The following is a 23,897-nucleotide window of genomic DNA, read 5'->3' on the forward strand; positions in this document are numbered from 1 at the left end:
CGTGCGAGAGGGTCAGGCTTGATCCAGCCAGCCGGTCGTCACCGCGCGGACCAGGCATCGGAGATCCGCCGTAAGGATCGGGCCGGATGGGCTTTTGCTGTCCCGCACGGCGTCGAGGGTGCCAGCGATCTCGACGCAGGCACCCTCGTTCTGGCTGCGGCTTGACTTCCGCCACCGCTGATCCTGCTGAGGTACGGTCATTCTGTCGTCTCCATGCTGTCGCTGGGGTCGGCATCGGCGATGAGCCCGGCTGTCACGTCGGGGCTCATCGCCGCCCGGCGGATCTCTTCCGCCGCGGTCTGGTAAGCGGCGACATCGTCCTGGTCAACAAGGAACGCGCCGGACCGAAAGTGTTCGAGGTAGACGGTCGGAGGCATGTCCGCGAACTCGTAGATGATGAACGGCCCGACGTGCGCAGGCGACCACTCGCCACCCAAGTCGAACGCCTGCACAGTGACGTTGTCACGCTGCGCCATGTCGGCGACGTGCGCAAGCTGGTCGGCCATCACCTCAGGGCCGCCGATGCCGCCGCGGATCGCCGGCACACCGATGAGCGCGTCCAGTGTCACCGGCCGGCGGCGCGTTAGTGCGTCGCGGCGCGTGATCCGGACCATCACCCGCGTCTCGACCTCCTGCACCGAAAGGTCACCGCCACGGCCGATGACGCTGCGGGCGTAGTCGCTTGTCTGCAGTAGGCCCGGGATCACCAGGGGCGCCCACTCGGTGATGCGCTCGGCGTCGCGCTCGCACTCCATCACGCTGGCCAGTTGGGGCTGGATACCGGGTGGCCCGGACACCAGCCAGTCCGTCTCGCTGGCACGTGCCATCGACAGCACGCGGTCGCGTTCGTCGCCGGTCACGCCGAGAACGGCAAGTAGCGCCGACACGTCCTCGGCATCCGGCGTGGTCTCACTGCTCAGCCAGCGGTTCACCTTGGTGTGGGAGATACCGAGCTGCCTCCCGACCTCGCGGGCACTTGCCGGCGAGCGTTCCAGCATGTCACGGAGGACAGCAGCGAGCTGCCGTGTGCGGTGAGAGCCGGTCGCCATGGACGTCACCCTAGCCGAGCCGTTACAGGCGGCCACGCAACCTTTCCCCCATCCGAGCCTTGCGTAGTTGGAACGTTCCACTCATTATGGAACGTGCCAATATGCAACGGACCGTGCCGCGAGGGTAGCGGGAGGGCAGCATGCCAGACCCATGGGTGCGCGAGGTCAGCTGCCGAGACGGCGCGGGTCGCGAGAAGAAGTTCCGGATCTTCATCTCCGCGCAGCACGATGTCGTACTCGCTGCGCCGCCCGGCGAGGTCGCCATCCTCGAGCCGCGCGTGATCGATGCGATGAAGCAGGGGCTGACTGACGCCCAGATCGAGGCCATCCGACGACGTGGGGCGTGGTGATCACCATGCATCCACGCGCATCCCAGGTGCTCTGGCGTCGGTCCTGGGATGGCCAACGGCACGCGTACGCCGGGCTCGGCGAGCTGACCTCGACAGCCGTGTGCGCGCACGTCGGCCGGACGTCGTCGTGCGTGGACGACCCGACCGCGCGACGGTGCCCGGCGTGCACGGAGATCACCAGCGAGGCAGGGACGGGAGCGAGATGACAGTGGAGCCGTTCGACGGCCTGCAGATCGAGGGCGAGGCCTGGGACTCGGAGGACCGGGAGTTGTCCTACGTGGTCGGCATCGGAGTGGACGGCCGAGGGACGGTCACGTTCCGCCGCATGGACGGCCACCTGGTCGCCTCCGGCACCGTGCAGGTGTCGGAGTCTGAGTGCGCAGGCATGGTCCGCGCCTGGCAGTCGCTGCATCTGGCGATGAAGCAGCGGAGGCAGGGATGATCGCCCACGGCCTGGCGCCGTGCGATGAGTCGTCGACAGCCAGGGAGATCCCCATCGGTGCTGTCGACAGGTGGGGCCGGGGGTCGAGCACGCCCGCGAGGGATGCGTGTGGCTGTGCTCCCCCCGGCCCCGGGGCGGGGGCCCCTTGGTGTTCACCCCCGCCCCGGTCCCCGGCGGGCACACCGCACGCCCCCGTGCCCGCCGGGGACCCCGTACCACTGGTGGGTGCGACCGTGCACGGTCGCACCCACCAGTCCCCAGTCCCCGGTCCCCAACGGAGGGTTAAGTGATGATGACCGACGCTGACGACCCGGTCCCCACGGGAGAGCTGGCCGCGACGGGTACGCCCCACCAGGTGGGTTCGCGGGTGATGCGCACCGTGGCGCGGTCGGTGCCGCAGCAGGTGATCACCGGCCCGACCGGCGAGGAGCTCGATCTCGTCGCGGGCCTGCGGCAGCTGACGCCGATCGTCGACCGGCACGTCGCGCAGGTGATGGGTGGCATGCCGTACGACTGGGGTCCGATCGCGGACCTGCTCACCGCGGCTGCCGGGGAGGCGCGGCGGCAGGAGCTGCTGCGGCTGGACCGCCAGCTCGGCGACATCGGCGACGCCGGAGGGCGGTGACGGTGGCGGTGCCATCACGCTTATCTGTCGACCTCACCCCTGCCATGGCTAGCGCCGTGACGGACTACGCGGACCGCGAGCGCGTATCCCACCCTGAGGCGCTGCGGCGGCTGGTCGCCGCGGGCACCCTCATGTACCGCACGATCCGAACCGATGGTGACGAGGTGCTGATCCGGCGCGCCGCCGGCAACGAGAAGATCACCGTCGTTCGTGGGCGCATAGGAGTGGCGAAGAGCAGCGCGTGGACTATGCCGCAGGCGCGCGAGATGCGGCGCCGGTACGAGGAGGGCGCCAGCGCACTCGAGCTCGCCGACCAGTACCTGACCACACCGAATACCGTGCGCGACGCGCTGGTCGCCGCCGGAGCGACGATCAGAACGCCCCGACGGTCCACGACGAACCCCAAGATGGACCAGGAACTGCGTGAGCGGTACGAGCGCGGCGACAGCATGGCTGTGCTGTCCGAGGTGTACGAGCTGACCGACCGGGCGGTGGCCCGTGCCCTGATCCGGACAGGTGCCACGATCCGGCCACCAGGTGGCCCAGTCGTGCGTCAGGTGGTGGCCGATACCTCGCCGCTTCTCAGAGGCCGGGGAGGATGACAACCCCCAAGGACGCTGACGAGGAGACCCGCATCCTGGACGCAATCGCCCAACTGCGACAGGACGGCGAGGCGACACGCCATGCCTGACTCGACAGCGGCTGTGGCACGGGCCGCCGGCATCGAGGTACGCCTAGCACGGGGTGCCGCCGGCCTGTCCCGCCCCCAGCTCATCGAGCGGCTGCGGCGTCGCGTGCCGGTCAACACGTTGGCCGGCTGGGAGACCGGCGTGCGCGCGATCTCGATCGACAGGCTGGTTGACGTGTGCGACGCGCTCAGCATCGACGCGGGCGACCTGCTGACGCGGGCACGGCGACGAGTCCACCCGACCGGCCCGTGCCCGACGTGTCAGGGCGCCGGCTCGGTCCCCAACGAGGAGGAGCCATGACCAACGACGTGCTGGTCCGGCGGGGCGACCGGCTGGAGACGCTGAGGGTCGTCTGAACCGGGCGCGCGAAAACGCCCCCCACTCCACGACCGGCGAAGGGGGTGACGCCGGTCGTGGCGTGGGGGGCGCGGCCCGCCAGGGCGTTAGGTGGACACCAGGGCGGGAGTCAGGTTTACGGTGTAGGTGTGGACGACGAGCCACCGCCGCTGCCTGCGTTCTTCGCCTCCGCGCCCGGCGACGGCGTCAGCATCGCGGACAAGATCGACGACGTGCTGGCCGACGGCTTCGGCCGCTGAGTCCCGATCAGGTGGAGCGCAGGATCTTCGCGTGCTCCTCGGCGTCGCGTCCCCAGTGGGCCATCGAGTCCAGCACCGCCAGGTTGCCGGCAGTCGTCGCGGCCACCGGGTCGTAGACCGGCGGCCGCGACGACCCGAGCAGCAGCACCGCCAGCCACCGTGGTAGCCGCGGCTCGACCCAGCGCAGCAGCGCGTACACGGCGGCCAGGACGACGGGCACGATCAGCGTGTCGGCCAGGCCGGCGACCGCGTCGGTGACCGCCGCCGGCAGGCCGAGCGACACCAGCCACGCCACCAGCGCGGACCAGGCGGTGGGCACGACAGTGCGCACCCACGCGGTGAGACGGTCGGACATCGTCAGTTCTCCTCGGTGTTGGTGTTGGCGAGCCGGTCGACGATCGCGTCCACGATCGCGTCGGCCTGGCCCTCGTTGTCGGCGCCGAGCGCGGCGGCCACCGCGTCCGCGATCGCGGGTCGAGACGCGGCGGCGATCTGCTCGGCGGTCGGGGTGTGCCCGGCGACCGCCTGGTCGACCACGGCCGCGAGCTGGCCGGGCGTGATCCCCGGGTCACGGCTGATCGTGGTGACGGCCGCGAGGATCGCGGCGTCGCGGGCGGTCTGCATCTCCCACGCGCGGTCGATGTTCGCGACCACCGCGCCGAGCGTGGTCCGGCCGCCGAGCTTCGAGCCCTGCCGGGCGACCGGCCAGTTGAGCAGGTCCTTGGGGGTGGGCATGTCGTCCTCCTCGATGAGCCCGCCGCCGGCGAGCCTGTTGATGTTCGGGATCACGGCCATGGCGTGCCGGCCCGGACAGGCCGTCTCCGCGCCGGGTGCCTGCTGGTGGCCGCCGGTGAGCCGGGCCGCACGCCACCAGCCGGCCGCGTGGCCGTGCTGGAGCAGCTCAGCGACCGCGCGTACCTGGGCCTCGGTGACCGGCTCGGCGTCGTAGTTGCCGGCCAGCACGATCGCGCGGGCGATACTGTTGCGGTTGGCGGTGTGCGCGCCCTGCCGGTCCACGCCGTGGCCCTCGTAGACCCGGCCAGAGGGCATGACCGCGAACGTGTAGCTGATGCCCCCGCCGAACCGCTGCTGCCCGATGTCCTCCAGGGTGCGCATCGCGGCCGCCTCGAGGACGAGATCGGCGGCTGGTGCGCCGGTCACCGAGTGGTGCAGCCACACCTCCTGTGCCGGCAACGGCGCCGGCCCGAACCCGCGCTGGTAGCGCGCTCCCCAACGCCCTCTGCTGATGATGTCCATGCTCACCGTCCCCTTGTCCGCTCGAGCAGGTGATCGTCGAACCGCGCCTGCAACGTGGCCAGCTGCTGGCCCTGCCGGTTCTGCTCGGTTCGGATGTCTTTCACATCTGCCCGCATCTCGGTCGTGTCCTTCGCGAGCTCGTCGACCTTCGTGGCCACTACCCGATGCTCGGTTTCGTTGTCCCGCCTGGTTTTTCTTGTCTCCCGCAGCAGCCCGAGCACCGCAACCAGGACAGGACTGGAGATCAGCGCGACGATCACCTCGGTCGTCATCAGAACCGCCTGATCGGGGAGAGGATCACGTGGGAGGTCTCGCGCACGATGGTCGCGGTCGCCGACGATGTGCCCTGTGCCCATTGGAAGGTGAGGTTCCCGTCGGCGCCGGGGGTGAGCAGGCCATCCATGCTCATCTCGACCGGACCTTCGGACACGGCGCCGACTTGCCTGTTGCCGTTGCCGTCGGGGTCGGTGTTGAAGTGGGTGTTGAGCGAGCCGCTTTGGGTGGTCGACCCGATGTCCAGGCCGAAGTTGCCCCACCACATCGACGAGTCCGCTGGCGCGGTCCAGCCGTACTTCAGGTCCCCGGTGTCGACACCGCTGGAGTAGAAGATCACCGCGCGAAGCGTGTAAATAAAGCCCGCCCGGCACGGCACACTGAGTTCGTCGTCGTCCGAGAGGACGGTGTCGCTGATCCGGGACTCCTGTGCCGTCTTGTACACGGATCTGGGCTGTCTGTCGTTGAGCTCATCGGCCGTGATGAGCTGGCCCGCATCCCAGTCGGGAAACGCCACTGGTCACCTCGCTACGTAGGCTCGTTGGGTGAACGCGAGCCGAACCTCCGTGCTCGCGCCGTGCGACTTGATCACCCCGTTGACCGACCGGACCACCGTGAACTCCTGCACCCCGCCGACCGGTTCGCCAATAGCCGTGACGCTCATGTCCTCGCCGCCGACGGTGATGTCGATCGGGAACTGCATCACGTCGGTGGTCCACGCCGCCCGACCGGTCTCGACGGCGACCGGGAGGGTGGTGTCGTCCTCGTCGATACCGGCGTCGAGGGTCGAGTACAGGGAGTCGCAGCGCCTGGCGTCGACCGTCGCGACGTCGTAGGGCCGCGCCGGGGTGCAGGTGTAGGCGACGGTCCAGTCGAAGTTGCCGATGGTCTCGTCGTAGCCCTGCGCGAGCTGGTCGATCGGCCACGGCGTGATCTGTATCGGGGGGTTGGCCACCGTGATCCGGTCGCCGATGTCGGTGTCGAGAACCTGCGGGATCAGCTCCGGGGTGCCGACCAGGTCCACCACCAGCTCGCGGTAGCGGGGCTCGCCGCGGGTGCCGAGGTAGGCCTCCCAGGCGGCGAGCTGCTCGGCCTGCTCGTCGGTCAGCAGGTTGACCGTCTCCGAGTAGGTGTACCGGCCGACGCCGTTCGGGTGCTCGCGGACGGACATCGGCCCGTCCTCGACGACGGCACGTGCTGTGGCCGCGCTGGTGCGGGTGATGCTGACGTCGTTGGCGAGGTGCTGGTCGTCGCTGACCGGCTCCAGCGCGGGCGCGAGGTGCCCTAGCTGGAAGTCGAGGTCGAGCGATGCACTCTGGAGATAGAGGCCTCGGCCGGTTCGATAGGCCAGGCCGGGGCGGTCGGTGGTGATGGTGATGTCGTCGACCCAGACCTGGTCGCCCGCGCCGGCCGGGACGACCGCCCACAGCTGCGGCTGGTTGTCGGTCGCGGTCGCCACCCAGGTGTAGGACAGCTGCTCCCAGGTGTCGGTCAGGGTGCTCGACTCGCCGATCCCGATGCCGCCGACCGCGACGGCGACGGCGCTGTCGCCGGTGGGCACCCATACCCAGCACGACCAGGTGTAGGAGTGGCCGGGGATGAACATCTCCGGTTGGGAGTCTTGGCGCACGATCTGGGTGTCGGACCCGCCGGCCCAGGTGATCAGCATCGATCTGGTGCCGGTGTGCGCCCGGGTCGTCGAGCCGGCCACCGCGGGCGGGTCGTCGCCGGCGCCGACCCAGCCGTCGGTGCTGCCGCTGGTCTCGAACGTTCCGAGGTCGCGGGACACCTCGACCGGCTCGTGCAGGATGCCGCGGTCCACCGCGGCCCCCTCGTGCAGGAGCTCGGTCGCCGGACGTGCGCGCTGCGGACCCATCGGGTGGGTGTCGTCGAGGTCGCCGACCACACCGAGCGGGATGCCCTCCTCGAGGCAGATCCGTTCGATCCGCCGGCCCGCTGCCTCGCCGAGGTGCGCGTTGACCGCCGTCATGTATCGGGCGTCGGCGATCTGGCCAGTGAACAGGGCCACGTGCCCGACCGCGGTCTGGCCGAGGTTGTGGGTCGCGCCGATGGTGATCCGGTTGATCCTCCCGAACGTGCGGTTGGACAGCGTGCCGGTGAGAGACTCCACGGCGTCCGCGCCGACGTTGTAGACCCGGACGCCGTAGAACGTGTTCGCACCGCTCTGGATGAGACGCAGGATGACCAGGGCGCCGGCCGTGCCGATCGTGAACGTGCTGTTGCCCGAGGTCGACAGCACCGTGCCCTCGTCGTCGGCGACCTGCAGCCGGACCGTTCTGTCCACATTGGCCTGCACGCGCCAGTAGGACCCGGATCCGGTGCCGTTGCACACCATCAGCGACGAGCCGTCCTCGGCCAGCCCGTCGTCGGGCAGGTGCACGAGGCACAGCGCGGTGATCACCCCGGCCGAGGTGTCGTAGCCGCGGACGTTGCCGAAGAACTGGGTGTCGGCGAGCACCGGGATCGACTCCGAGCAGGCGAACCCCGAGTAGCTCGAGGGCTGCAGGCCGTCGGCGATCGTCATCGGCCGACGGTTCGGCAGCGCCGACCACAGCGCGGTCGTGTCGGAGCCGTCCTCGCAGGGCCAGTACGCGATCGGCGCCTGCACGTGGCCGAGCTGCAGCAGTTCCCGGTACATCACCGACCGCAGCGGCGTCGCACCTTGGTTGATCCGACGCAGGATCCCGGTCGCGGCGACCGCACCCGGCATGGCCGGGTCCGCGCCCGTGTCATCCAGCCGCGTCCGCCAGTCCGGGACCTCGCCGACATACCGGCGCGCACCCTCGACGGTGACGCGCTGCGGTGTGTTGCGGGTGATCAGCCCGTACCACGGGCCCATCGGGTTGTCAGGGCTGAACCGGCCGTCGCGGTTGTCCACCACGAAGGTGCACGAACTGGGGTCGACCCGGGACGCCTCATCGCCACGACCGCGCGAGATGCCGATCAGGCTCTCTTCGATCTCGACCCACTCGGTGATGTCCGTCCAGGTGTCGCCGAGCAGCAGCTCGACCGTGACGTCGAGCGGATCAGCCGGGAACGCCATCAGCGGGACCCACCGAACGCGAGCTGGACATCGCCGCCGGCGATCACCCGCGCCTGGTTGCGGAGCAGCTGAGCGAGACTCCCGCGGAACTCCACCACGACCCGGCCTCCCCGGCCGGCACCGCCCGCGCGCGGCATCGAGCCACCGCCCAGGCTCATCGGCGTGGCGTTGCCGTCGCGCACGCTGCTCAAGAACCGCTCGGTCGCGTTGTGCGGGATGATCATGCCCGCCTGGTCGGAGATGAACAGCTCGCGACCGTGCTCGCCGACCTCGTACATCTCGTAGGGCTTGATCGGACCACCCAGCGCGCGTGCCCACGGTGACCGTCCCGACGGGATCTGATCGATCGTGAGCGTCATGGAAATCGTGCGGCCGTCGTTGCGGTTCACGAACCCATCGACCACTGCCTGGGCGCCGCCGGCGGTCGCCCGGATCAGCGTGAGGACATCGTCGGGCAGACCGAGGTAGCGATTCGCCAGCCGTTGAGCCTCCCCCGCGTTGAAGCCCATCTGTCTCATCTCGGCGATGAACTGCCCGCGCCGATCCGTCGCCGCCGCGCGCACCGCCGCCGTCGCGGCCTGTTCGCTGCCGGTCCGCTGCAGGGTCGTGTCGTACACGGTCTGCGCCAGCGTCCGATAGTCGTTGCCCTGCCCGATCAGCGCCGTCGACAGCTGCCGCCCCTGCTCGGTCGACAGGATCACCTGACCGTCCGCCGCGAGCAACGCGCCCTTCCAGTTGTCGGTGCCCGCCTTCACCTGATCCAGGTGCGTGCGGATGGCGTCCAGGCCCTCCTCGAACCCGGAGGTGGCCTCCTCCAGCGACACCGGGATGCCGAGCAGCCGCATCCACGCGGTGTTGAGCGCGTTCGCCCGGTCCGCGGTCGAGGCGGTCTCGTCGCCGAGGACCTTCATGGCCTCGGCCAGCGCGTCCGCGCCCGGCTCGGCGCCGGCCATCGACGCGGTGACCCCGCCGATCACCTCCTGCTCCCGCTCGAACTCGGCACGCGCGGCGGAGATCATCCCCACCAGGTTCTCGGTGCGGTAGTGCAGCTGCTTGGCGGCCTCGGCCTGGTCGATCGCCTTGTCCCGGGCCTCCTGCGACGTCGCGCTCGCCACCCGCTGCCCGTGGGCGAGATCGGCCAGGCGCTGCTGCTGAGCATCCAGCGCTGGACCGCCCTGGATCACCGCGTCCAGGTACTCGCGCTCCGACAGGCCAACGTCCTTGATGTAGCGAGACAGGTCCTGATACTGCTGCGAATCCCGGAGAACCTGGCGAGCCTGCGTGTCGAACGCGCCGTTGGACTCGAGCAGGCTTTGCGCCAGTGACTTCTGGTCCTGCGCGTTGCGCTGTGACTCCTGTCCAAACAGCGCGAGCACCGCCGTCGCGCCGGCCACCGCGAACGCCCACGGTCCGCCGAGCAGATTCAGGATGCCGCCGACACCCGTGGCCATCTTCTGGCCCGCTCCCTGCACGCCCGACATCCGGTCACTCATCTTGCCGACCGAGCTGCCGACCCGGTCGGCCACGCCGCGCACCCCGTCGACCGCGCGCATCGCCAGCGACAGCGACAGCCACATGCCGATCATGGGACCGAGCTGGTCAGTGATCGGCTGGATCACGTTCAGCACGGCCTCGAGCACGTCGAGCGCGATCCCGAACGCGTCGCTCACGACCGGCAGCGCACCACTGGACAGCTCGGTGACCACGCTGATGATGTCGTTGATCACCCGCACGGTCTGGTCGCCGTTGTCGGCCCACAGCCCGGACAGGTTGACCAGCATCTGGCCGACGTTGGGGAGCACGCCCTCCATCAGGTCGCCGAGCGACGACAGTGCCATCCCCGCCGCCGGCGATCCCTCCGAGATGACCGTGAAGAAGTCGCCCGTCGCGCGCCCACTGGACTCGAGGAAGTCCTCAAGCCCGTCGAACACCGGTCCGGCGCGTTCGACGGCCGTGACCATGCCGGGCATGGCCTCCTCGGCGAACCCCGTCACACCGTCCACAAGAGACTCGATGTGGGGCTGGGCAGCGCTGAACGCGTCCTGCATCTGCGGGCGCAGCGACTGGAACGACGCGTTGATCTGGTCGGCCGCGCCGACGAACTCGTCCTGCAGCACCGCGGCGTCGGCCGCCAGATCGGTCTTGATCGTGGCCCCGAGGTCCCGGTAGGACTGGGCGACCTCCGCGTTCCCGCTCAGCGCCACCGCGGCCGTCGCGGCGAACACCACACCGATGCCGGAGACCGCCGCGGCGATGCCGGCCGAGGATCCCAGGCTCGCGCCGAGCAGCGCGGCCATCGACTTCGTGCCGACCCTGGACATCTTGTCCATGGAGCCGCCGACCTTGTCGAACGTGTCCGACGCGCGGTCGATGCCCAGGACGGTGAAGATCAGGTCCTTGGCCGCCATCTGATCATCACCGCCCTCTCCGTCGAGCCTGCTGCTGTTGCCGCTCTCGCTGCTCGCGCTTGTGCTCCTCGACCTGCTTCTCGCAGGTCTTGAAGTCGGCCAGGGTCAACCGCCCGGCGTCGTAGGGCGGGATGTTCCACAGCTCGAGCAGCCACGGCTTGAGGTTCGCTAGCTGGACGCTGAGGGCGGGTTCTTGGGCGCGCGGGGCGCCCGGGTAGGGCGGGCCGCCTTCCGGCCAGACCCCTTCCCGCCCGTGTCCTCGGCGGCGGTCTCCATGCCGTCGTGGACGGTTTCGCGTCGCAGGTCCCGCAGCGTGAGCGACTGCAGCGACTTGTCGTCGAACTGCAGGTGCGGCTCGCCCGCGCGCCGGCGGGCCATCCACAGCATCGCCAGGGTGGCCAGCATCGACGCCCGGTCGTGCTCGACAAGCAACTTGGCGTAGGACCAGCCAGTAGCCCTCTCCAGCAAGATCCAGTCGGACATCGCCACATCGAAGAAGTCCAGCGTCCACGATCTCTCGCCGACGAAATAGCGGTACTCCAAGCGCTTTTCCACTGCTCTCCCCTTTACGACACGATCTTGCGGTTGATCTCGTCGACGACCTTCACGGCCTTGTCGCGGACCCGAGGGCCACCGATCGCGGCCGGCCGGTCGAACCAGGCGACGGGGGTCACGGTCTGCCCCGCCCACCGGTTCCGACTTCCAAACACGGGGTGTCGCCACTTGCCCTTGTTCATCGCGCGCGGCAGCTTCCGCTGATCTGGCGGCATCAGCGACGCCTGCGACTTGATCCGCACGCTCGCCGACGTGGCGCTCGTCGCCACCTTCGCCTTCACCGTCGCGGCCGCGCTGGCCCTCAGGCCACGCCCCTCGTAGGCGCGGCGCTGGATCAGCTCACTGCGCTTGCGCGCGCGGCTCAGCAGATACTCGCGACGCGCCTGCCCGCCGCCACCACGCGTACCGGCGGCACTGGTGCCGAGCACCGCGCGGCGCATGTTGCCGATCACCGGCTGCGCCGCCTCGCGCATGTTGCGTGTCATCTCCCGGCGCAGCCTCCCGTCGCCGGCCGCCTTCAGTTTCGCCGCGGTCTCCCGGAACTCGGCGGTGCCGCGAATCTCCACGCGTGCCGGCATGACCAGATACCCCCCGCCCTACGGTGTCGCGTCGGTGGTCTGGTACTCGACCTTGATCGACAAGGTGCCGTCGTCGATCACCTTGCACGGCACGTTCTGCATCACGTGCCCCGCGCCGGACACTCCAGGCGTCTCGCCGTCGAACCGCACGTTCGCGGTGATCACGGTCTGGAATGGAAGCGCGTCCTCGATGACGCCAGCCGCGAACGTGAGCACCAGCTCAGCCTCGGTACCGGCGACGAAACGGGTGTAGTTCGTCAGCGACTCGAACTCCGTCTCCGCCGTCGCGGTGATCTCGCGCAGCGCCGCCTCCAGCGGCTGCTTGCGCAGCCGGGAGCCCAGGAAATAGCGGTCCTCCGACAGGCCGTTGGCGCCGGTCAAGCTGAAGGACTTCACGTCCTGCGCCGACCCACCGAGCGTGAGCGTGCCCTCGACGAACGTCATCAACGCCAGGTCCGCCGGGTAGGTCGCGGTCGCCAGCGCCGTGCCCGTGTCCTCGTCCTCGCCGAGCAGCGTCGCGGTGAACGTCGCGATCTCACCGACCGCGCACTCCAGCCCCCACGACGCCACCTTGCAGCCGTGGTAGGTGAACGCGCGCACCGTGCCGGTCACATCCGGACGACCGACCTGCACCGTCAGGCCCGTCGGGATCGTCCCCGGCGTGAAGGTGTGCAGGTACACCGTCGGCGAGTTCTCGTCGTCCGGCTGGCTGGTCGCGACGCCGCCGAGAGCGTGCTTCCACCAGCGGCCCATGCCCTTGTTGACGAGCTCCATCGTGACGTCGCCACCGACAGACCTCTGGCCCGCCGCCCACCTCGCGGACGGCAGGATCCGCCGGCCGGGACGCAGGCCCTGGGACTCGATCCGCTCGATCGACAGCGCCAGTGACTCGCTACGGAACTCGTAGTGACGGTCGACCGTCACCGGGGTGCCGTAGGTCGACTCCTCGGCGGTGCCCAGCTGGGCGTCCAGACCTGAAGGAATGGCCACGTCACTCGCCCCCGTTCGTGCTGAGGCGCTCCAACTGGGCGATCAGCGTGCTGCGGTTCTTTCCGGACAACTCGGCCATCAGCGCGCGGTTGGCGCGGGCGACGACGGTGGACGGATCAGTGTCGACCCAGGCCAGGACTTCCTCGGCGGTGCCGGTCGGCGGCACGTCGAGATCGGTCGGCGGGTCGACGATCAGTTCGAGGCGCGCGATCAGGTCGGCACGCTGAGCGCCGTTCTTCTCGGCGGTCAGCAGCCGGGCGGCGCGCTCCGGGTCATGTCCGACCCAGGCGGCAATGACCGCCGGCTCGGCGTCCCAGCCGGCCTGGTCGAGCAGGGTGACGCCGATGTCGTCGTCGACCTCGACGGACTTCCCGCGCTCGACGACGACGCCGAGAGCGGCGATCTCGACGCCATCGAACGGGCCGGTGTAGGTGACACGCACAGCGACTCCTCGGGGGTTTCGGGCACGACGACAGACCCGCCGATGCGGGTGCGCGGTGCAGGGATCAGGTGAGGCGGGAGTGGACGGCGACGTCGTAGGTGAGGACCGCCATCGCGGCGTCGTCGTCGAGGTCGCCGTCGAGCTCCAGGTTGGTGATGCCGACGGAGATCACGCCGGTCAGGCCGGACAGGGTCGCCGTCGCGGCGATGCCCTCCTCGATCGGCTTGCCGATCTCGACGCAGCGCGCCTCGGCGTCCTCCTGGTCGCCGCCGACGATCCGGACCACGATGTGGAGCTTGATGGTCAGCGTCTCGTCGCGTGGATGGCGGGCGCGGCCACCACCCGAGACGGGGTAGGACTGCGGGCCCTCGACCAGGCCGCCGTGCACGAGCTCGCGCGTGGCCTGGTGGTCCGAGCCGCGGTAGGAGTAGGCGACGGTGACCGGCTCGTCGCCGACGCCGGTCAGCCCGAGGTCGGCGACGAGCGCGATCAATGCCCGCTTCGCCGCGACCGCGTTGGACGCCGTGGGCATCAGCGGATCCCGCCGTGGAACAGCGAGTATCGCTGCGGGTTGTAGTCGAGCTGGCGCGACACCGGCACCGACCGGCCGTCCTCGCCGCCGGCGCCGTCGCGCCTCGAGTAGCGGGCGTAGGCGGCGTCCACCTCCGAGATACCGATCTTGAACGCGCCCGGCTGGTCGAGCCGGTAGTTCGCGCCATCGGAGGTCTGGTAGCTGATCGCCCGGTCCGGGATGCCGGTCCTGATCAGGTTCAGCCGCGACCGGAACCGCACCTTGGCTGCCAGCACCAGGTCCGGCGGCGGCGCGGCCAAGCCAACCTCGTACTCGACGACGACGTTGTCGCGACCCTCGGTCCACGTGGCGCCGGTGACGCGCAGCAGCCGGCCGTCATCGGTGACCGTGAGCGCCGCCAGCTCGTCGACGGTCAACGCCACGAACGGCAGCCCGACCCGGGGCGCCACCTTGACCGCACGCACCGAGCGGATGTCGTGGCCCGGGAGCATCAGCTCCGGTGTGCCCGTGCCGTCGAGGACCTCTCGGCGATAGCGCGGGAAGAAGCTGCGGTCACAGATCTCCTCGCACTCGACCTCGGTCTCCAGCAGCGCGGCTGCTAGTCGCGCCGTCGGGTACTTCACCGTGTCGGCCAGGTTGGGGTCAGCGGCGCGACCCTCGGCCAGCGTGAAGAACCGGCCGCCGACAACCTCCACCTGGTCGACCTCGACGACCGCGGCGCCGGCGATGGTCGCCGACCACGCCACGGTCAGCATGCTGAGCTGTGCCTGCGGATCCAGGCCGACCGTGTACCGGCCGGTGCCCACGCCCGCCGACGTGGCGTCGCCGGACTGGACAGCGGTGCCGGCCGCGTCGGTGATCGTCACCGTCACCGTCTCGGTCGAGTCCGTCAGGGCCTCGCCGACCACGAACGTGTGCTCGAGCGTGGCCGCCGCGGTGCGCAGGACGCGGGTCAGCATCAGCCCACCCAGACGCTGCCGACGACCGCGCCGGTCGCCTCGAGGTAGAGGCCGTTCGCGCAGTGCAGCCCGTCCGGCACGCTGACCTGACCGTCGCCGTCCTCGGCGAGCACGACCGTGGCCACCACCGTGCCCGATGCCGCCGACGCGTTGTCGTACAACGTGACCACGTTGGCCGCCGAGGTGCTGTCCCGAAGGGACAGCCCGCGGAACGTGCAGGGGCCCGCGTTCACCACACCGGCCGCTGTCACGTTCCTCGGTGATGCCGGCGCGGTCATCAGCGAACCTGGACCGTCACCTGGACCAGGCCCGCCGGGACGGCGAGACCTGACGCAGTGTTGGTGAAGTGCGCGGTGAGCAAGTCACCCTCGTCCGCGTCAAGGTTCGCGGCGGTGGCGGACAGGGTCACGGCCTCGGGCGTGTTGGCGACCGAGTTCGTGGCCGACCACGACCTCGGGCCCGCGACAACTGTGGTGCCGGCACCGGCCTCCCGGTTCTTCACGTTCAGATCGACGTAGTTGGTGCCGCTGGCGGTCATCGCCGCGCCCGGCACCCACAGCACTCCGGTGACCGTGACGTCGAACGGCAGCTCGACGATCGGCACCTCGATGTCGGTGTCGGCCGCGGTCGGCGGGATGTTCGCGGTGAACACCAGGTCGCCGCGCAGTTCCTTGAACAAAGGCATTGTGGGGCTCTCCTAGATCAGGACAGGGGCACCGGCCGGACGCCGTATGGCGTCCGGCCGGTGGGACTGGGGGGTTGGATCAGGTGACGGTGTTGCGCTGCAGCCCGCGGTGCTCGACCGGGGTGCCGTGGTAGATGTGCCTGATCTTGTAGGTGACCTTGTCGGCGTCGAACATCGAGCCCACGGCCGGGTCGGACTGCGTGAACAGTTCCGGGTCCTCGCGACCCTGATAGAACCCGACCTCGATCGTCGGGCACATGGCCGGGTCGGCGGCCAGGAACCAGTCGTTCTGGTCTGTCCAGTAGTCGATCACGATCAGGCTCATGCCCCGGTACATGTTCGGACGGTCGGCCGGATCGTTGCCGCTGGACGGGATCGCCACCGCGCTCTGGGTCAGCTGGTAGCCCAGCGGGCCCATGGTGGTCGGCACGATCAGCGTCTTCGGCTCGAGGCTGAGGACGTTCTTCGTGTCGCCGTAGCCGGCCTGCTGCCGCATCCGCACCCACGCAGCGTCGAGCGCCGTCTGCGACAACGCCGTCGTCGCGGTGTTGTTGTGGTTCGCGTGGAACAGCGCCGTGTTGTCGTAGCTCGTGGCAGCGTTGGTGACCAGGATGTCCCACACGAACCGGTACAGAGTGATCGCTGCGGCGAGGCCGAGGAGACGCGGGATCTGGCGGACCGCACCGATGTCGTCGTTCGCGATCATCTCCAGCGTGAGGTCCTCCGTGCCACCGCGCTTGATCACCCGGTACAGGGCTTCCTCATCCGTCGGCGAGGTCAGCGGCTGGTATGGGGCGCCCTGGTTGACCTCCGGCAGCACCCCGTAGCCGCCGATCCGCTCTCGCTTCTGGTCGCGGAAGTCGTTCACCGGCACGATGTCGGACACAATCTGACGCCACGTCTGCAGCGACGGCTGCGAGTAGAGCGCGATCATCCGGCGGTGGATCGAGTCACCGAGCGCCTGGTCCCAACTGCCCGACTCGAGCGACTCGGTCGAGCGGCGGTCGCCGGAGTCGAACCGGCCGATGGACTCCCGCAGGATGACCTTGTTGTCGTCCTCGTCGAAGGCGAACCGGCGACCCGTGAAGTCCTGGAACGCGTGCTTCAGCGAGCGGTAACCCTCCCGATAGTTGCCGGCCCAGAACGCGTCCAGCGCGCCAACCTTCTTCTCGGTGGCCTCCTTGGTCACCTTCGCCGTCGCCGGCGCCGTCAGGCCGGCGCGCTCCAGCCCGGCGACCGCCGACTTCAGCGACGCGATCTGCGCGTCCACAAGGGACTCGCTGATCCGGTCCGGCAGCGCGGCCGTGATGGACTCGACCATCGTCGCCGGCAGGTCGGCCTCCTCGACCTTGGACCTGATCAACATCCGAGCCAAGAACGAGCCCTTCGGCTCGAGAGTCTCGGTCGTGGGCATCGGCACACCGCCAGCCGGCGTGCCCTCCTTGGTGGACTCGCCGGCCGGCGCGCCCTCGGTGGTCGGCCGTGCCAGGCCGACCGCGGCGAGTTCGCCGTCGGTGGCCTCCCGCAGCACGGCGAGGATCTCCTCCTTGGTCGGTGGCACTTCTGACTCCTTCGTGCTCTGGCCGGCGGACTCGCCGGCCGGGTTGGTGTCGACGCCGCCGGCGACCACGCGGGTGGCCTGTCCGCCGGCGGCGGGGTGGGCGACGATGTCCGCCGAGTTGACGGACGTGATCTGGGTGGCCTCCTGCAGGTGCAGGCCGGCCTCCCGAATCGGGCGGAACAGCGCGTACGCGTCATGGGAGATGCCCACGAGCGGGTCAGCACCCTCCAGCGCGAGCGCCGCGTCGAGCGCCTCGGCGGCATGGGTCGCGGACGGCAGCAGCGTGAGGTTCGCCTCAAGGCCCTGCGCTTCGGCCGTGACATCGCCGTAGTAGCCGACCAGGCCCTGGATAGTCCCCGAGGTCATCTCCACCTCGCCGCGGTGGTGGTCGAAGGCCTTCGCACCCTCGTACAGGTGCGCAGCCTCGCGCAGGACGCTCTCCGGGTAGCGGCGGCCGTTCTTGCTGTCCCCGTAGGCGATGATCCGCACCCGGAAGATCCGGGCTCCGCTGGCGTCGGTGCCCTTTGCCTCGAGCACCCGCGCCGAGCTGCCGATCTCCACCCGCGTCCCGCGCGCCGACTCGGCCGCACCCGCCGCCGCCTCGTCGGCGGCCGGTGTCGTGACCGGCACGTAGGTGCGGGCGACCTCGACCGGTTCGCCGAGCTCCACCGTGTCACCGGACAGCGTGTAGGTGCACTGGTACAGCTGCTCGCCGGTCTCATACACCACATCGGTGTCGGTGAGGTCGACGATGTAGGGCCAGCAGTACGGGTCGTGCGAGATGACCAGTGTCCGCACAGCGCGCCGCACCAGGTCGCGGATGTCGCCGAACGAGCGCTTGCCGTTGACCAGCGCCTCGGTCACGGCGTTCTCGCTGACCGGGATGTCCAGGCGGCGCAGGGCCGCCTTGATCCGGGCCCGAGTCAGCCGGTCCGCCTCCGCGATCCGGGCCCACGACGCCCTGGTCTCAACCTCGGTGCCGATCGGGAACCGGTGCGCCGGGTCGGCGAACACCGCCCGGCCGACAGGCACCGCGGTTACCGACTCAGTGACGCGCACCGGAGCGGGGTCGAACTGGTGCTCGCACTTCGGGCAGGTTGTCATCCGTCCCGCCACCTCCTCGATCTGTTCGCCGCGGAACCCGGCCGTGGCGCGGTCCTGGGCACAGGTCGCGCACGTCGGGTCCGCGCACGTCAACGGCCAGCGCGTAGGGGTCATGCCGGCGGGTCGGCCAGCTTCTCGAGCTGGGCGATCAGCGTCGTGCGGCCCTTGCCCGCTCGCTCGACCTCGAGCGCCCGCGCGGCGCGGGCGGCGTCCTGGTCGACCCAGGCGAGCACGATCTCGGCGTTGCCGTCCGGCACCGGCACCTCGTCGACGGCGCTCGGGTCGCCGTCCGACTGATCGCCCGCCTCGCCGTCCTCGCCGTTATCCGCGTTGTCCTGGGCGCCTTCGGTCGTGCCGCTGGGCATCGGGCCGTCGTAGGGCGCGACCTCGACGGCGTCGTCGGCGTGCACCGTGACAAGGGTGCGTTGGCCGTCGTGGGTCTGCACCACCACGGCGGGCGGGTCAGCGTCGGGCACCTCGGCGGCATCGACCACCTCGCTGGGCTTCATGCCGAGCGCCCAGCTGGCCCAGGTGCGAACCTCATCGAGCATCGGTGACTCCTCCTTGGTGCGCGCCGACGGCACGCAGCTTGGGCTTGTTGGCTTTCTCGACCTCGCCGGCGATGTCGTCCGGGTTCGAGTCCGGCTTGCCGAGGTCGGCGCTGTAGGGCACGCCCATGTAGTCCTCCCACGCCTTCTTCGCGGCGACCTGCGCCGCCTCGGGGGTAAGCGCGCCGATCTTCTGGAACCGCTCGAGCGCGGCGGACAGGGACAGCAACACCTTGGCGGTGATCTGCGAGTCGGCCGCAGCGATCGACGGGCCGGTCACGGTGACCGTGTCGGCGGCCGCCACCATCGTCTTCGTGCCGGTCTTCGGGTCGATCCGCTCGACCTTGGCCGGCAGGCGCTTCGCTGCGACCGCGCGGTCGACGGCGTAGCGCACCATCTCGGCTTGGTAGCCCACCCAGGCGCCCTGTACGCCCTGGATCCGGCGGCGCACCGGCTCAGCCATCGTCAGCGACGTCGCCCGGTTGGCATCCTCCGGTTCGGCCAGCCACACCTTGGACAGGCCTGCGCCGCCAGCCACCAGGGTGAGCACCGACTTGGCCGCGGCCGAGTCCTCATAGGCGCCGGTGGTGGCCATCTTGGGCTCCCACTTGACCTTGTCGTTGTGGACCTCGACCCCGCCAGACCGCGGTACGTGCAGACCACCGCGCGCCTTGATGAACGCCTGCACCGCATCGTCGTCACCGTCGACGGTGACGTCCCACACGAGGTAGCGCATCAGCGCCGTGCGGTCCACCAGGCTCGACAGCACGCTGTCGTAGGCGTCCAACCAGTCCGACACCGTGCTGAGGAACGGTTGCGACCTCTCGTCGGTCTCGATCGCCTTGAACGGGGTCCACCACGCGCACTCCCCGTCGCGCAGCCCCGTGCGCTCGTCCAGGCCGGCCACCGTCCACACGGTGTCGGTCCCGATGCCGACCCCTTCCGGCCACGCCGCGTTGCCGTCACGGTTGAACACCTCGGTGATCACAGTCGGGTCGTGCGGGGCGTAGCGCACGACACCGGACACCGGCCCGACCATGAACTTCCGCAGGGTCTCGCCGAGCAGCATCATCGACCGCAGACCCAACGTCTGCTTCTCGGCCAGTCCGACGTTGTTGATCGGGTCCTTCCAGAACTCCTGGGCGATCACGTCGACCAGCGGGTTGGTGACGTCCAACTTGACCCCACTGTCGCCGACGCAGAACGAGGTGTAGGTGTCGATGATCGCCTTAGCCATGGGGTTGAGCCGGTACGCCGCGACCGAGTAGGTCCGCGCCTTCTCCTGCGTCCAGTACGGGATCTCCCGTCCACGGCTACCCAACGGCCGCCACGGACCGCCGTCGTTGTCGACCGGATCCCCGTACATGCCGGCACCCGACGCACCGACCGCCACCACCTGAGCGGGAGTCGCCTCCGTCGCCCGCGCCACACGCGCCGGCGCGGCCCGACGGGGCAGCAGCAGAGGCCTCACGCCGACCTCGGCACCGCGGCGACCGGCGACGCCGGCTCGACCGCATCAGACTCCTCGGCGGCGGCCAGCTCGGGCGCGGCGTAGGTGGAGCCGACCAGGCTGATCGTGACGGCGACGATCCCGCTGGCGAGCAGGCCCCACAGCCAGCCGGCCAGCCCGCCGACCGCGATCACCATCGCGACCAGGCCGAGCGCGCCGAGCATGTTGTTCAGCAGCGCACTGGACGGGTGCGGCACCCTGATCCGGATCTCACTCGCGGCCACGGGGGACCACCTCCTCAGATGTTCAGGCGCTAGATGTTCAGCCGCCCGATCGGGCGGAAGATCTCGCGGACGTCGGTGCCGGCGGTCGTCGGCGGTGGTGACGGCGCCGTGGCCGGGCCGTAGTCCTTGACGGCGCCGATGCGCTCGTAGAAGCCCCACCGGGCCGCGGTCATCGCGCCGACCGGGGACGTCTCGTCGTCCTCGGACTTGTGCGCCCAAGCGATCGTCTCGCCCGTGCGTCGCGTCTTCGCGCCGGCGACGGCGTCGTTGAGGATCTCCGGGAGTTCCTCGTCCGGCTTCACCCGGAACGTGTGCAGGCGGGTCGCCTGGATCAGCTGGGTGCAGGCGGCCGCCTGGTCGGCCGCGGTCATCACCGCGAGATCGCCCCTCTTCGGCTTCTTCGGGTCGACCGGCTCGGTGAATTTCGCCGCCGTCAGCTGCGTCTTGAGGAACGTGAACGTGTTGCGGCCCATCGCGATGGTGACCGGCTCGTGCAGCTCGGCGAGCACCTCGAGACGGGGCACAACCCAGTCGGTGCCGGCCACATAGTCGACGATCCTGGCGTGGCCACGCCCGTCCGGCTGGCGCCCGAACAGGAAGATCGCGGCGTAGTCCCGGTGCAGCGACAGGTCCACGCCGATGGCCAGGCCGGCGCTGCGGTCCCGGGTCGACATCGGATCGAGCAGCGTCTCCCAGTCCGCCTTCGCGATCGAGCCGCCGGCCACACCGACCGGCAATGGCCAGATGCCCAAGCACTCCCGGGCGAACCCCCTGCCACCCCGCGACGTCATGGTCCGGCGGTCGTCCTCGACGTCCTCATCGTCGATCCGGATCCCGTAGGCCGGGTTCGTCGCCGCCCACAGCGCCCGGTCGTCGAGGTCGATCTGCTCGAGGTGGTCCAGGTCGCCGGCGGCACCCCAGTCCCGGTAGCCGAGACGCTTGAAGTCCTCCGCCTCCGCGCGGGCCCGCATCTCGAACATGATCTCGCCGGAATTGCCGTTCAACGGCGGGGTCGACACGTAGACGACCTGGGGGTTCGGGCGGGCGCGCATGGTCGGCTGCATCGCGTCCTGGTGCTCGGGGGTGAGCGCGAACGACTCGTCCAACACGATCAAGTCACCGCTGAAGCCGCGGCCGCTGCCGTCGCTACGGGCGACGAACAGGATCGTCGCGCCCGTGTCGAGCCGGGTGAACCCCTTGTTGTCGTTACCCGACGAGACCTTGACCCTGATCGGCGGCTGTCCAGGCCGGATCGGGATGTCCAGCAGGCTCGGGTCTCCCGGCCGCACCTCGGTGCCGAGCTTCCTGACCAGCTTCTTCAGACGGACGAACTCCTTGTTCGCCGTCTTGAACTCGTGCGCCGACCAGACGATCTCCTGCTCGCCGAGCAGCAGGAACCCGGCCAGCGTCCGGGCTTCAATGATCGCGCCCTTGCCGTTCTGCCGCGGTACCCACTCGCAGTAGTGCCGGCACACCCAGCGGCCGTCCGGGCGGACGGCCATCATGATCCGCAGCGACTCCTGCTGCCAGGGGTCGAGGATCAGCCCGGCCCGGGCGGCGAGCTTGACCGCCAGCTCACCCTTGCTCGCCCTGAATTCGGGGTAGCCCTCAACCCTCGGACGCGGGCGAGAATCGGTCAGCAGCGTCGATGAGGTCACCCAGGCCTCCCTCGTCGGCGGCCGGCGCGGTCACCGCCGATCCGTCGCCGGGCTCGACCCCGGCCGGCTCGGCGCCCGCGGTCGGCACGGCGGGCTGGTTGGTCGTCGACCCGGACCGGCCCGACAGGCGCAGCTCGGCGACGAGCTGGCGGAAGTTGGCCTGCTGCTGACGGATCTCGACCATCAGCCCGTTGACCACCACGCGCAGCTCGGTGGTGTCCTCGTCGGACTCGGCATCGTTGCGGGCCAGCTCGAGCCACGCGGTCCCGTCCTGGGCGAGCAGCAGGTGTAGGCGCTCGAGGAGGTCCGCCGCACGGCACGCTTCCTCGAGCGTGATCAGGTGGCCGGGCGCCCACCGGTGGCCGCTCCACTCCGCCCAGAGCCGTGACCCGCGAGCACCCAAACCTGCTGGTGGCAGTAGGTCTGTGACTCGATCGCTGGAGGGAGTTGTGACGTCGCCCGTCACGTCACCAGCACCCGTCACCGGGCCTGCCGACTGGCCACCGGCGGCCGGCTTGCCGACCTTCGGGCACCGGGTCCGAGGGCCGCATAGCGAGTGGTCGCCGTCCTCGCACTTCGCCAGCCGCTCTCGGTACCGGCGGGTCCGGCCGGTGCTCTCGCCCTTGCTCACGAGGACCTCGTCGACGACCCCGACAGCGGGAGGCACGGCGTCTGGTTCCAGCCTGTGTGCCGGCAGTTGTCGCACCCCTTGCCGGGGGTGATCGGGTTCGGCGAGCAGCCGCCGCACACGTGCACCGTGCGCGGCCGACCGCACACCTCACACGGATCGACCCCGGCGATCTGTGCCGCCAGCTCCGCCAGCTCGGCGCGTGCGTCGGCGAGTTCGACCCGCGTCCGCGCGGCGTAAACCTCGAGCTGCCGGACATAGAGCTGCAGGGCGTCGACCCGGACGATCGCCTCCAGCACGACGACCGCCACCTCGTCCTGGGTGGTCACTGCTCCGCCACTTCGGCCGCGAACGGCGGCACGCTGCCGACGAAGGTCAGCCACACCGGGGCGCCGGCGGCGATCGCCTCACGCTCAGCGGGCTCGAGCATCATCCGCGCGGAGTACTCCAGCCCGTGCAGGCCGCGCACGACGAGCATCTCCGCAGCCGCGATGTCGGTCCTGGTGAGGTCGCCGTCGGGCGGGGCCATGACGATCCGGTGAGCACCCGCCGGGATCTCGTCGCTCGGGATCAGACCTGCGCGCACCTAACACCCCTTCTGGCCTGCATAAACAAGCTCGATCAAGATCGTCTACCTGGCCAGTCAGCCTGGCCGGTTGTCACGGGGGGAAAAAAGGCGCCTGGCCCCGGGGTCAGGAAGCCGCAGGTGGGAGGGACTTTCAGTGGGACCCACATGTTGATCAAGAGTTGATCATGGTCTCGAGCCCCGACTTGAACGCCCGAGCGCACTTACAGGTCGTAGGCGCTCACGCTCAGTTGTCGACGAGCAGGTCGTGCCTGCCCCCGCTGCCGATTGCCCTTGGCCGCCCCGGCACTGCGGTTGCAGGTCGCGTGCTCCATGCCCTGGTACTCGGCGCGGTCCTCGTCGTCATGGCCGAGGTCCAGCTCTTGGCCCTCGTGCATCAGGTCACCGCACCGGGGGCACGGCCGGCCATAGGCCCAGGGCAGCAGCTCGGCGCGCAACTGCTGGTGCTCAGCGCCGTACCCGCGCTCGGTGGTGGTACCTCGACGTGGCACCGGGAGTCACCTCCCCCGGGCATGACGGTGGCCCCGGGTCTCGAGGACCCAGGGCCACCGTGCTGGTGCCGATCTCCAGCTGACTGGCTTCGT

31 protein-coding genes are annotated in these 23,897 nt (G+C 70.0%); 6 read left to right on the forward strand and 25 right to left on the reverse strand.

The genetic code is table 11. The features are described 5' to 3' along the window. Positions 1-12: 12 nt before the first annotated feature. Both ACYVIP_RS01030 and ACYVIP_RS01035 read right to left on the reverse strand, forming a co-directional pair. Positions 13-201 carry a DUF397 domain-containing protein gene (locus tag ACYVIP_RS01030; protein ID WP_460390932.1) on the reverse strand — a complete coding sequence of 63 codons (189 nt, stop codon included), beginning with the start codon at positions 199-201 and terminating at the stop codon, positions 13-15. Then, complete coding sequence (locus ACYVIP_RS01035) at positions 198-1,049, reverse strand: helix-turn-helix domain-containing protein (RefSeq protein ID WP_460390934.1); 852 nt, start codon at positions 1,047-1,049, stop codon at positions 198-200. The genes ACYVIP_RS01030 and ACYVIP_RS01035 overlap by 4 nt, the downstream gene beginning before the upstream one ends. Positions 1,050-1,204: 155 nt before the next feature. Between ACYVIP_RS01035 and ACYVIP_RS01040 the strand changes: the two genes are divergently transcribed. The 6 genes from ACYVIP_RS01040 to ACYVIP_RS01065 all read left to right on the forward strand — a co-directional run bounded on the left by ACYVIP_RS01040 (position 1,205) and on the right by ACYVIP_RS01065 (position 3,455). Continuing rightward, a complete protein-coding gene (locus ACYVIP_RS01040) occupies positions 1,205-1,399 on the forward strand; it encodes a hypothetical protein (protein ID WP_460390936.1) in 195 nt (64 codons plus the stop codon). Positions 1,400-1,404: 5 nt separating this feature from the next. After that, positions 1,405-1,605, forward strand: a complete 201-nt coding sequence (locus ACYVIP_RS01045; protein ID WP_460390938.1) for a hypothetical protein — start codon at positions 1,405-1,407, stop codon at positions 1,603-1,605. Continuing rightward, on the forward strand, positions 1,602-1,841 hold the full coding sequence (locus ACYVIP_RS01050; protein WP_460390940.1) for a hypothetical protein: 240 nt from the start codon (positions 1,602-1,604) through the stop codon (positions 1,839-1,841). Before ACYVIP_RS01045 ends, ACYVIP_RS01050 begins: the two co-directional genes overlap by 4 nt. Before the next feature lie 289 nt (positions 1,842-2,130). After that, complete coding sequence (locus tag ACYVIP_RS01055; RefSeq protein WP_460390942.1) at positions 2,131-2,466, forward strand: hypothetical protein; 336 nt, start codon at positions 2,131-2,133, stop codon at positions 2,464-2,466. Beyond that, on the forward strand, positions 2,463-3,068 hold the full coding sequence (locus ACYVIP_RS01060) for a hypothetical protein (RefSeq protein WP_460390944.1): 606 nt from the start codon (positions 2,463-2,465) through the stop codon (positions 3,066-3,068). Before ACYVIP_RS01055 ends, ACYVIP_RS01060 begins: the two co-directional genes overlap by 4 nt. A gap of 81 nt (positions 3,069-3,149) precedes the next feature. Continuing rightward, positions 3,150-3,455, forward strand: coding sequence for a helix-turn-helix domain-containing protein (locus ACYVIP_RS01065; protein ID WP_460390946.1), 306 nt, complete (start codon positions 3,150-3,152; stop codon positions 3,453-3,455). 303 nt (positions 3,456-3,758) lie between these two features. Here ACYVIP_RS01065 and ACYVIP_RS01070 read toward each other — a convergent pair whose 3' ends face one another. The 23 genes from ACYVIP_RS01070 to ACYVIP_RS01180 form a co-directional block, all read right to left on the reverse strand. After that, the gene (locus ACYVIP_RS01070; protein ID WP_460390948.1) at positions 3,759-4,106 is read right to left on the reverse strand and encodes a hypothetical protein; all 348 of its coding nucleotides are present in this window, start codon (positions 4,104-4,106) and stop codon (positions 3,759-3,761) included. A gap of 2 nt (positions 4,107-4,108) precedes the next feature. After that, positions 4,109-5,008: an N-acetylmuramoyl-L-alanine amidase gene (locus ACYVIP_RS01075; protein WP_460390950.1), complete on the reverse strand. Its 900-nt coding sequence runs from the start codon at positions 5,006-5,008 to the stop codon at positions 4,109-4,111. Between the two features lie 2 nt (positions 5,009-5,010). Beyond that, positions 5,011-5,280 carry a hypothetical protein gene (locus ACYVIP_RS01080; RefSeq protein ID WP_460390952.1) on the reverse strand — a complete coding sequence of 90 codons (270 nt, stop codon included), beginning with the start codon at positions 5,278-5,280 and terminating at the stop codon, positions 5,011-5,013. After that, complete coding sequence (locus ACYVIP_RS01085; RefSeq protein WP_460390954.1) at positions 5,280-5,726, reverse strand: hypothetical protein; 447 nt, start codon at positions 5,724-5,726, stop codon at positions 5,280-5,282. Before ACYVIP_RS01085 ends, ACYVIP_RS01080 begins: the two co-directional genes overlap by 1 nt. Positions 5,727-5,801: 75 nt before the next feature. Then, a complete protein-coding gene (locus tag ACYVIP_RS01090) occupies positions 5,802-8,345 on the reverse strand; it encodes a carbohydrate binding domain-containing protein (protein WP_460390956.1) in 2,544 nt (847 codons plus the stop codon). After that, positions 8,345-10,753, reverse strand: a complete 2,409-nt coding sequence (locus ACYVIP_RS01095; RefSeq protein ID WP_460390958.1) for a hypothetical protein — start codon at positions 10,751-10,753, stop codon at positions 8,345-8,347. Before ACYVIP_RS01095 ends, ACYVIP_RS01090 begins: the two co-directional genes overlap by 1 nt. Before the next feature lie 168 nt (positions 10,754-10,921). Continuing rightward, positions 10,922-11,308 (reverse strand): hypothetical protein, encoded by a 387-nt coding sequence (locus tag ACYVIP_RS01100; protein WP_460390960.1) that lies wholly within the window; start codon positions 11,306-11,308, stop codon positions 10,922-10,924. Positions 11,309-11,319: 11 nt separating this feature from the next. Further along, positions 11,320-11,886, reverse strand: coding sequence for a hypothetical protein (locus ACYVIP_RS01105; RefSeq protein WP_460390962.1), 567 nt, complete (start codon positions 11,884-11,886; stop codon positions 11,320-11,322). 18 nt (positions 11,887-11,904) lie between these two features. Continuing rightward, entirely contained in the window at positions 11,905-12,876 is a 972-nt protein-coding gene (locus ACYVIP_RS01110; protein ID WP_460390964.1) for a phage tail tube protein, read from the reverse strand. A gap of 1 nt (position 12,877) precedes the next feature. Further along, entirely contained in the window at positions 12,878-13,318 is a 441-nt protein-coding gene (locus tag ACYVIP_RS01115) for a hypothetical protein (protein ID WP_460390966.1), read from the reverse strand. A gap of 64 nt (positions 13,319-13,382) precedes the next feature. Beyond that, complete coding sequence (locus tag ACYVIP_RS01120) at positions 13,383-13,850, reverse strand: hypothetical protein (RefSeq protein WP_460390968.1); 468 nt, start codon at positions 13,848-13,850, stop codon at positions 13,383-13,385. Then, positions 13,850-14,809, reverse strand: a complete 960-nt coding sequence (locus ACYVIP_RS01125; protein ID WP_460390970.1) for a hypothetical protein — start codon at positions 14,807-14,809, stop codon at positions 13,850-13,852. Before ACYVIP_RS01125 ends, ACYVIP_RS01120 begins: the two co-directional genes overlap by 1 nt. Continuing rightward, a complete protein-coding gene (locus ACYVIP_RS01130; protein WP_460390972.1) occupies positions 14,809-15,087 on the reverse strand; it encodes a hypothetical protein in 279 nt (92 codons plus the stop codon). Before ACYVIP_RS01130 ends, ACYVIP_RS01125 begins: the two co-directional genes overlap by 1 nt. Beyond that, positions 15,087-15,494 carry a hypothetical protein gene (locus ACYVIP_RS01135; protein ID WP_460390974.1) on the reverse strand — a complete coding sequence of 136 codons (408 nt, stop codon included), beginning with the start codon at positions 15,492-15,494 and terminating at the stop codon, positions 15,087-15,089. Before ACYVIP_RS01135 ends, ACYVIP_RS01130 begins: the two co-directional genes overlap by 1 nt. Positions 15,495-15,573: 79 nt before the next feature. Continuing rightward, the gene (locus ACYVIP_RS01140; RefSeq protein WP_460390976.1) at positions 15,574-18,159 is read right to left on the reverse strand and encodes a phage major capsid protein; all 2,586 of its coding nucleotides are present in this window, start codon (positions 18,157-18,159) and stop codon (positions 15,574-15,576) included. A gap of 110 nt (positions 18,160-18,269) precedes the next feature. Further along, positions 18,270-18,710: a hypothetical protein gene (locus tag ACYVIP_RS01145; protein ID WP_460390978.1), complete on the reverse strand. Its 441-nt coding sequence runs from the start codon at positions 18,708-18,710 to the stop codon at positions 18,270-18,272. After that, positions 18,700-20,178, reverse strand: coding sequence for a hypothetical protein (locus ACYVIP_RS01150; protein ID WP_460390980.1), 1,479 nt, complete (start codon positions 20,176-20,178; stop codon positions 18,700-18,702). The genes ACYVIP_RS01145 and ACYVIP_RS01150 overlap by 11 nt, the downstream gene beginning before the upstream one ends. Beyond that, the gene (locus ACYVIP_RS01155) at positions 20,175-20,441 is read right to left on the reverse strand and encodes a hypothetical protein (protein ID WP_460390982.1); all 267 of its coding nucleotides are present in this window, start codon (positions 20,439-20,441) and stop codon (positions 20,175-20,177) included. Before ACYVIP_RS01155 ends, ACYVIP_RS01150 begins: the two co-directional genes overlap by 4 nt. Positions 20,442-20,470: 29 nt before the next feature. Further along, positions 20,471-22,099 carry a hypothetical protein gene (locus tag ACYVIP_RS01160; RefSeq protein ID WP_460390984.1) on the reverse strand — a complete coding sequence of 543 codons (1,629 nt, stop codon included), beginning with the start codon at positions 22,097-22,099 and terminating at the stop codon, positions 20,471-20,473. Next, the gene (locus tag ACYVIP_RS01165) at positions 22,050-22,502 is read right to left on the reverse strand and encodes a hypothetical protein (protein WP_460390986.1); all 453 of its coding nucleotides are present in this window, start codon (positions 22,500-22,502) and stop codon (positions 22,050-22,052) included. Before ACYVIP_RS01165 ends, ACYVIP_RS01160 begins: the two co-directional genes overlap by 50 nt. A gap of 224 nt (positions 22,503-22,726) precedes the next feature. Beyond that, on the reverse strand, positions 22,727-23,056 hold the full coding sequence (locus ACYVIP_RS01170) for a hypothetical protein (RefSeq protein WP_460390988.1): 330 nt from the start codon (positions 23,054-23,056) through the stop codon (positions 22,727-22,729). Further along, on the reverse strand, positions 23,053-23,313 hold the full coding sequence (locus tag ACYVIP_RS01175) for a hypothetical protein (protein ID WP_460390990.1): 261 nt from the start codon (positions 23,311-23,313) through the stop codon (positions 23,053-23,055). The genes ACYVIP_RS01170 and ACYVIP_RS01175 overlap by 4 nt, the downstream gene beginning before the upstream one ends. A gap of 203 nt (positions 23,314-23,516) precedes the next feature. Continuing rightward, on the reverse strand, positions 23,517-23,804 hold the full coding sequence (locus ACYVIP_RS01180) for a hypothetical protein (protein ID WP_460390992.1): 288 nt from the start codon (positions 23,802-23,804) through the stop codon (positions 23,517-23,519). Between the last annotated feature and the right edge of the window lie 93 nt (positions 23,805-23,897).

It is taken from the genome of Actinophytocola sediminis (assembly GCF_054779715.1).

What these genes read in the sequence shown, in the direction of transcription:
- ACYVIP_RS01140 (WP_460390976.1), bottom strand. Translation starts at nt 18,159, where the DNA reads ATGACAACCTGCCCGAAGTGCGAGCACCAGTTCGACCCCGCTCCGGTG.
- ACYVIP_RS01045 (WP_460390938.1), top strand. Translation starts at nt 1,405, where the DNA reads ATGCATCCACGCGCATCCCAGGTGCTCTGGCGTCGGTCCTGGGATGGC.
- ACYVIP_RS01050 (WP_460390940.1), top strand. Translation starts at nt 1,602, where the DNA reads ATGACAGTGGAGCCGTTCGACGGCCTGCAGATCGAGGGCGAGGCCTGG.
- ACYVIP_RS01080 (WP_460390952.1), bottom strand. Translation starts at nt 5,280, where the DNA reads ATGACGACCGAGGTGATCGTCGCGCTGATCTCCAGTCCTGTCCTGGTT.
- ACYVIP_RS01055 (WP_460390942.1), top strand. Translation starts at nt 2,131, where the DNA reads ATGATGACCGACGCTGACGACCCGGTCCCCACGGGAGAGCTGGCCGCG.
- ACYVIP_RS01130 (WP_460390972.1), bottom strand. Translation starts at nt 15,087, where the DNA reads ATGACCGCGCCGGCATCACCGAGGAACGTGACAGCGGCCGGTGTGGTG.
- ACYVIP_RS01070 (WP_460390948.1), bottom strand. Translation starts at nt 4,106, where the DNA reads ATGTCCGACCGTCTCACCGCGTGGGTGCGCACTGTCGTGCCCACCGCC.
- ACYVIP_RS01145 (WP_460390978.1), bottom strand. Translation starts at nt 18,710, where the DNA reads ATGCTCGATGAGGTTCGCACCTGGGCCAGCTGGGCGCTCGGCATGAAG.
- ACYVIP_RS01095 (WP_460390958.1), bottom strand. Translation starts at nt 10,753, where the DNA reads ATGGCGGCCAAGGACCTGATCTTCACCGTCCTGGGCATCGACCGCGCG.
- ACYVIP_RS01075 (WP_460390950.1), bottom strand. Translation starts at nt 5,008, where the DNA reads ATGGACATCATCAGCAGAGGGCGTTGGGGAGCGCGCTACCAGCGCGGG.
- ACYVIP_RS01090 (WP_460390956.1), bottom strand. Translation starts at nt 8,345, where the DNA reads ATGGCGTTCCCGGCTGATCCGCTCGACGTCACGGTCGAGCTGCTGCTC.
- ACYVIP_RS01135 (WP_460390974.1), bottom strand. Translation starts at nt 15,494, where the DNA reads ATGCCTTTGTTCAAGGAACTGCGCGGCGACCTGGTGTTCACCGCGAAC.
- ACYVIP_RS01125 (WP_460390970.1), bottom strand. Translation starts at nt 14,809, where the DNA reads ATGCTGACCCGCGTCCTGCGCACCGCGGCGGCCACGCTCGAGCACACG.
- ACYVIP_RS01105 (WP_460390962.1), bottom strand. Translation starts at nt 11,886, where the DNA reads ATGCCGGCACGCGTGGAGATTCGCGGCACCGCCGAGTTCCGGGAGACC.
- ACYVIP_RS01030 (WP_460390932.1), bottom strand. Translation starts at nt 201, where the DNA reads ATGACCGTACCTCAGCAGGATCAGCGGTGGCGGAAGTCAAGCCGCAGC.
- ACYVIP_RS01065 (WP_460390946.1), top strand. Translation starts at nt 3,150, where the DNA reads ATGCCTGACTCGACAGCGGCTGTGGCACGGGCCGCCGGCATCGAGGTA.
- ACYVIP_RS01035 (WP_460390934.1), bottom strand. Translation starts at nt 1,049, where the DNA reads ATGGCGACCGGCTCTCACCGCACACGGCAGCTCGCTGCTGTCCTCCGT.
- ACYVIP_RS01120 (WP_460390968.1), bottom strand. Translation starts at nt 13,850, where the DNA reads ATGCCCACGGCGTCCAACGCGGTCGCGGCGAAGCGGGCATTGATCGCG.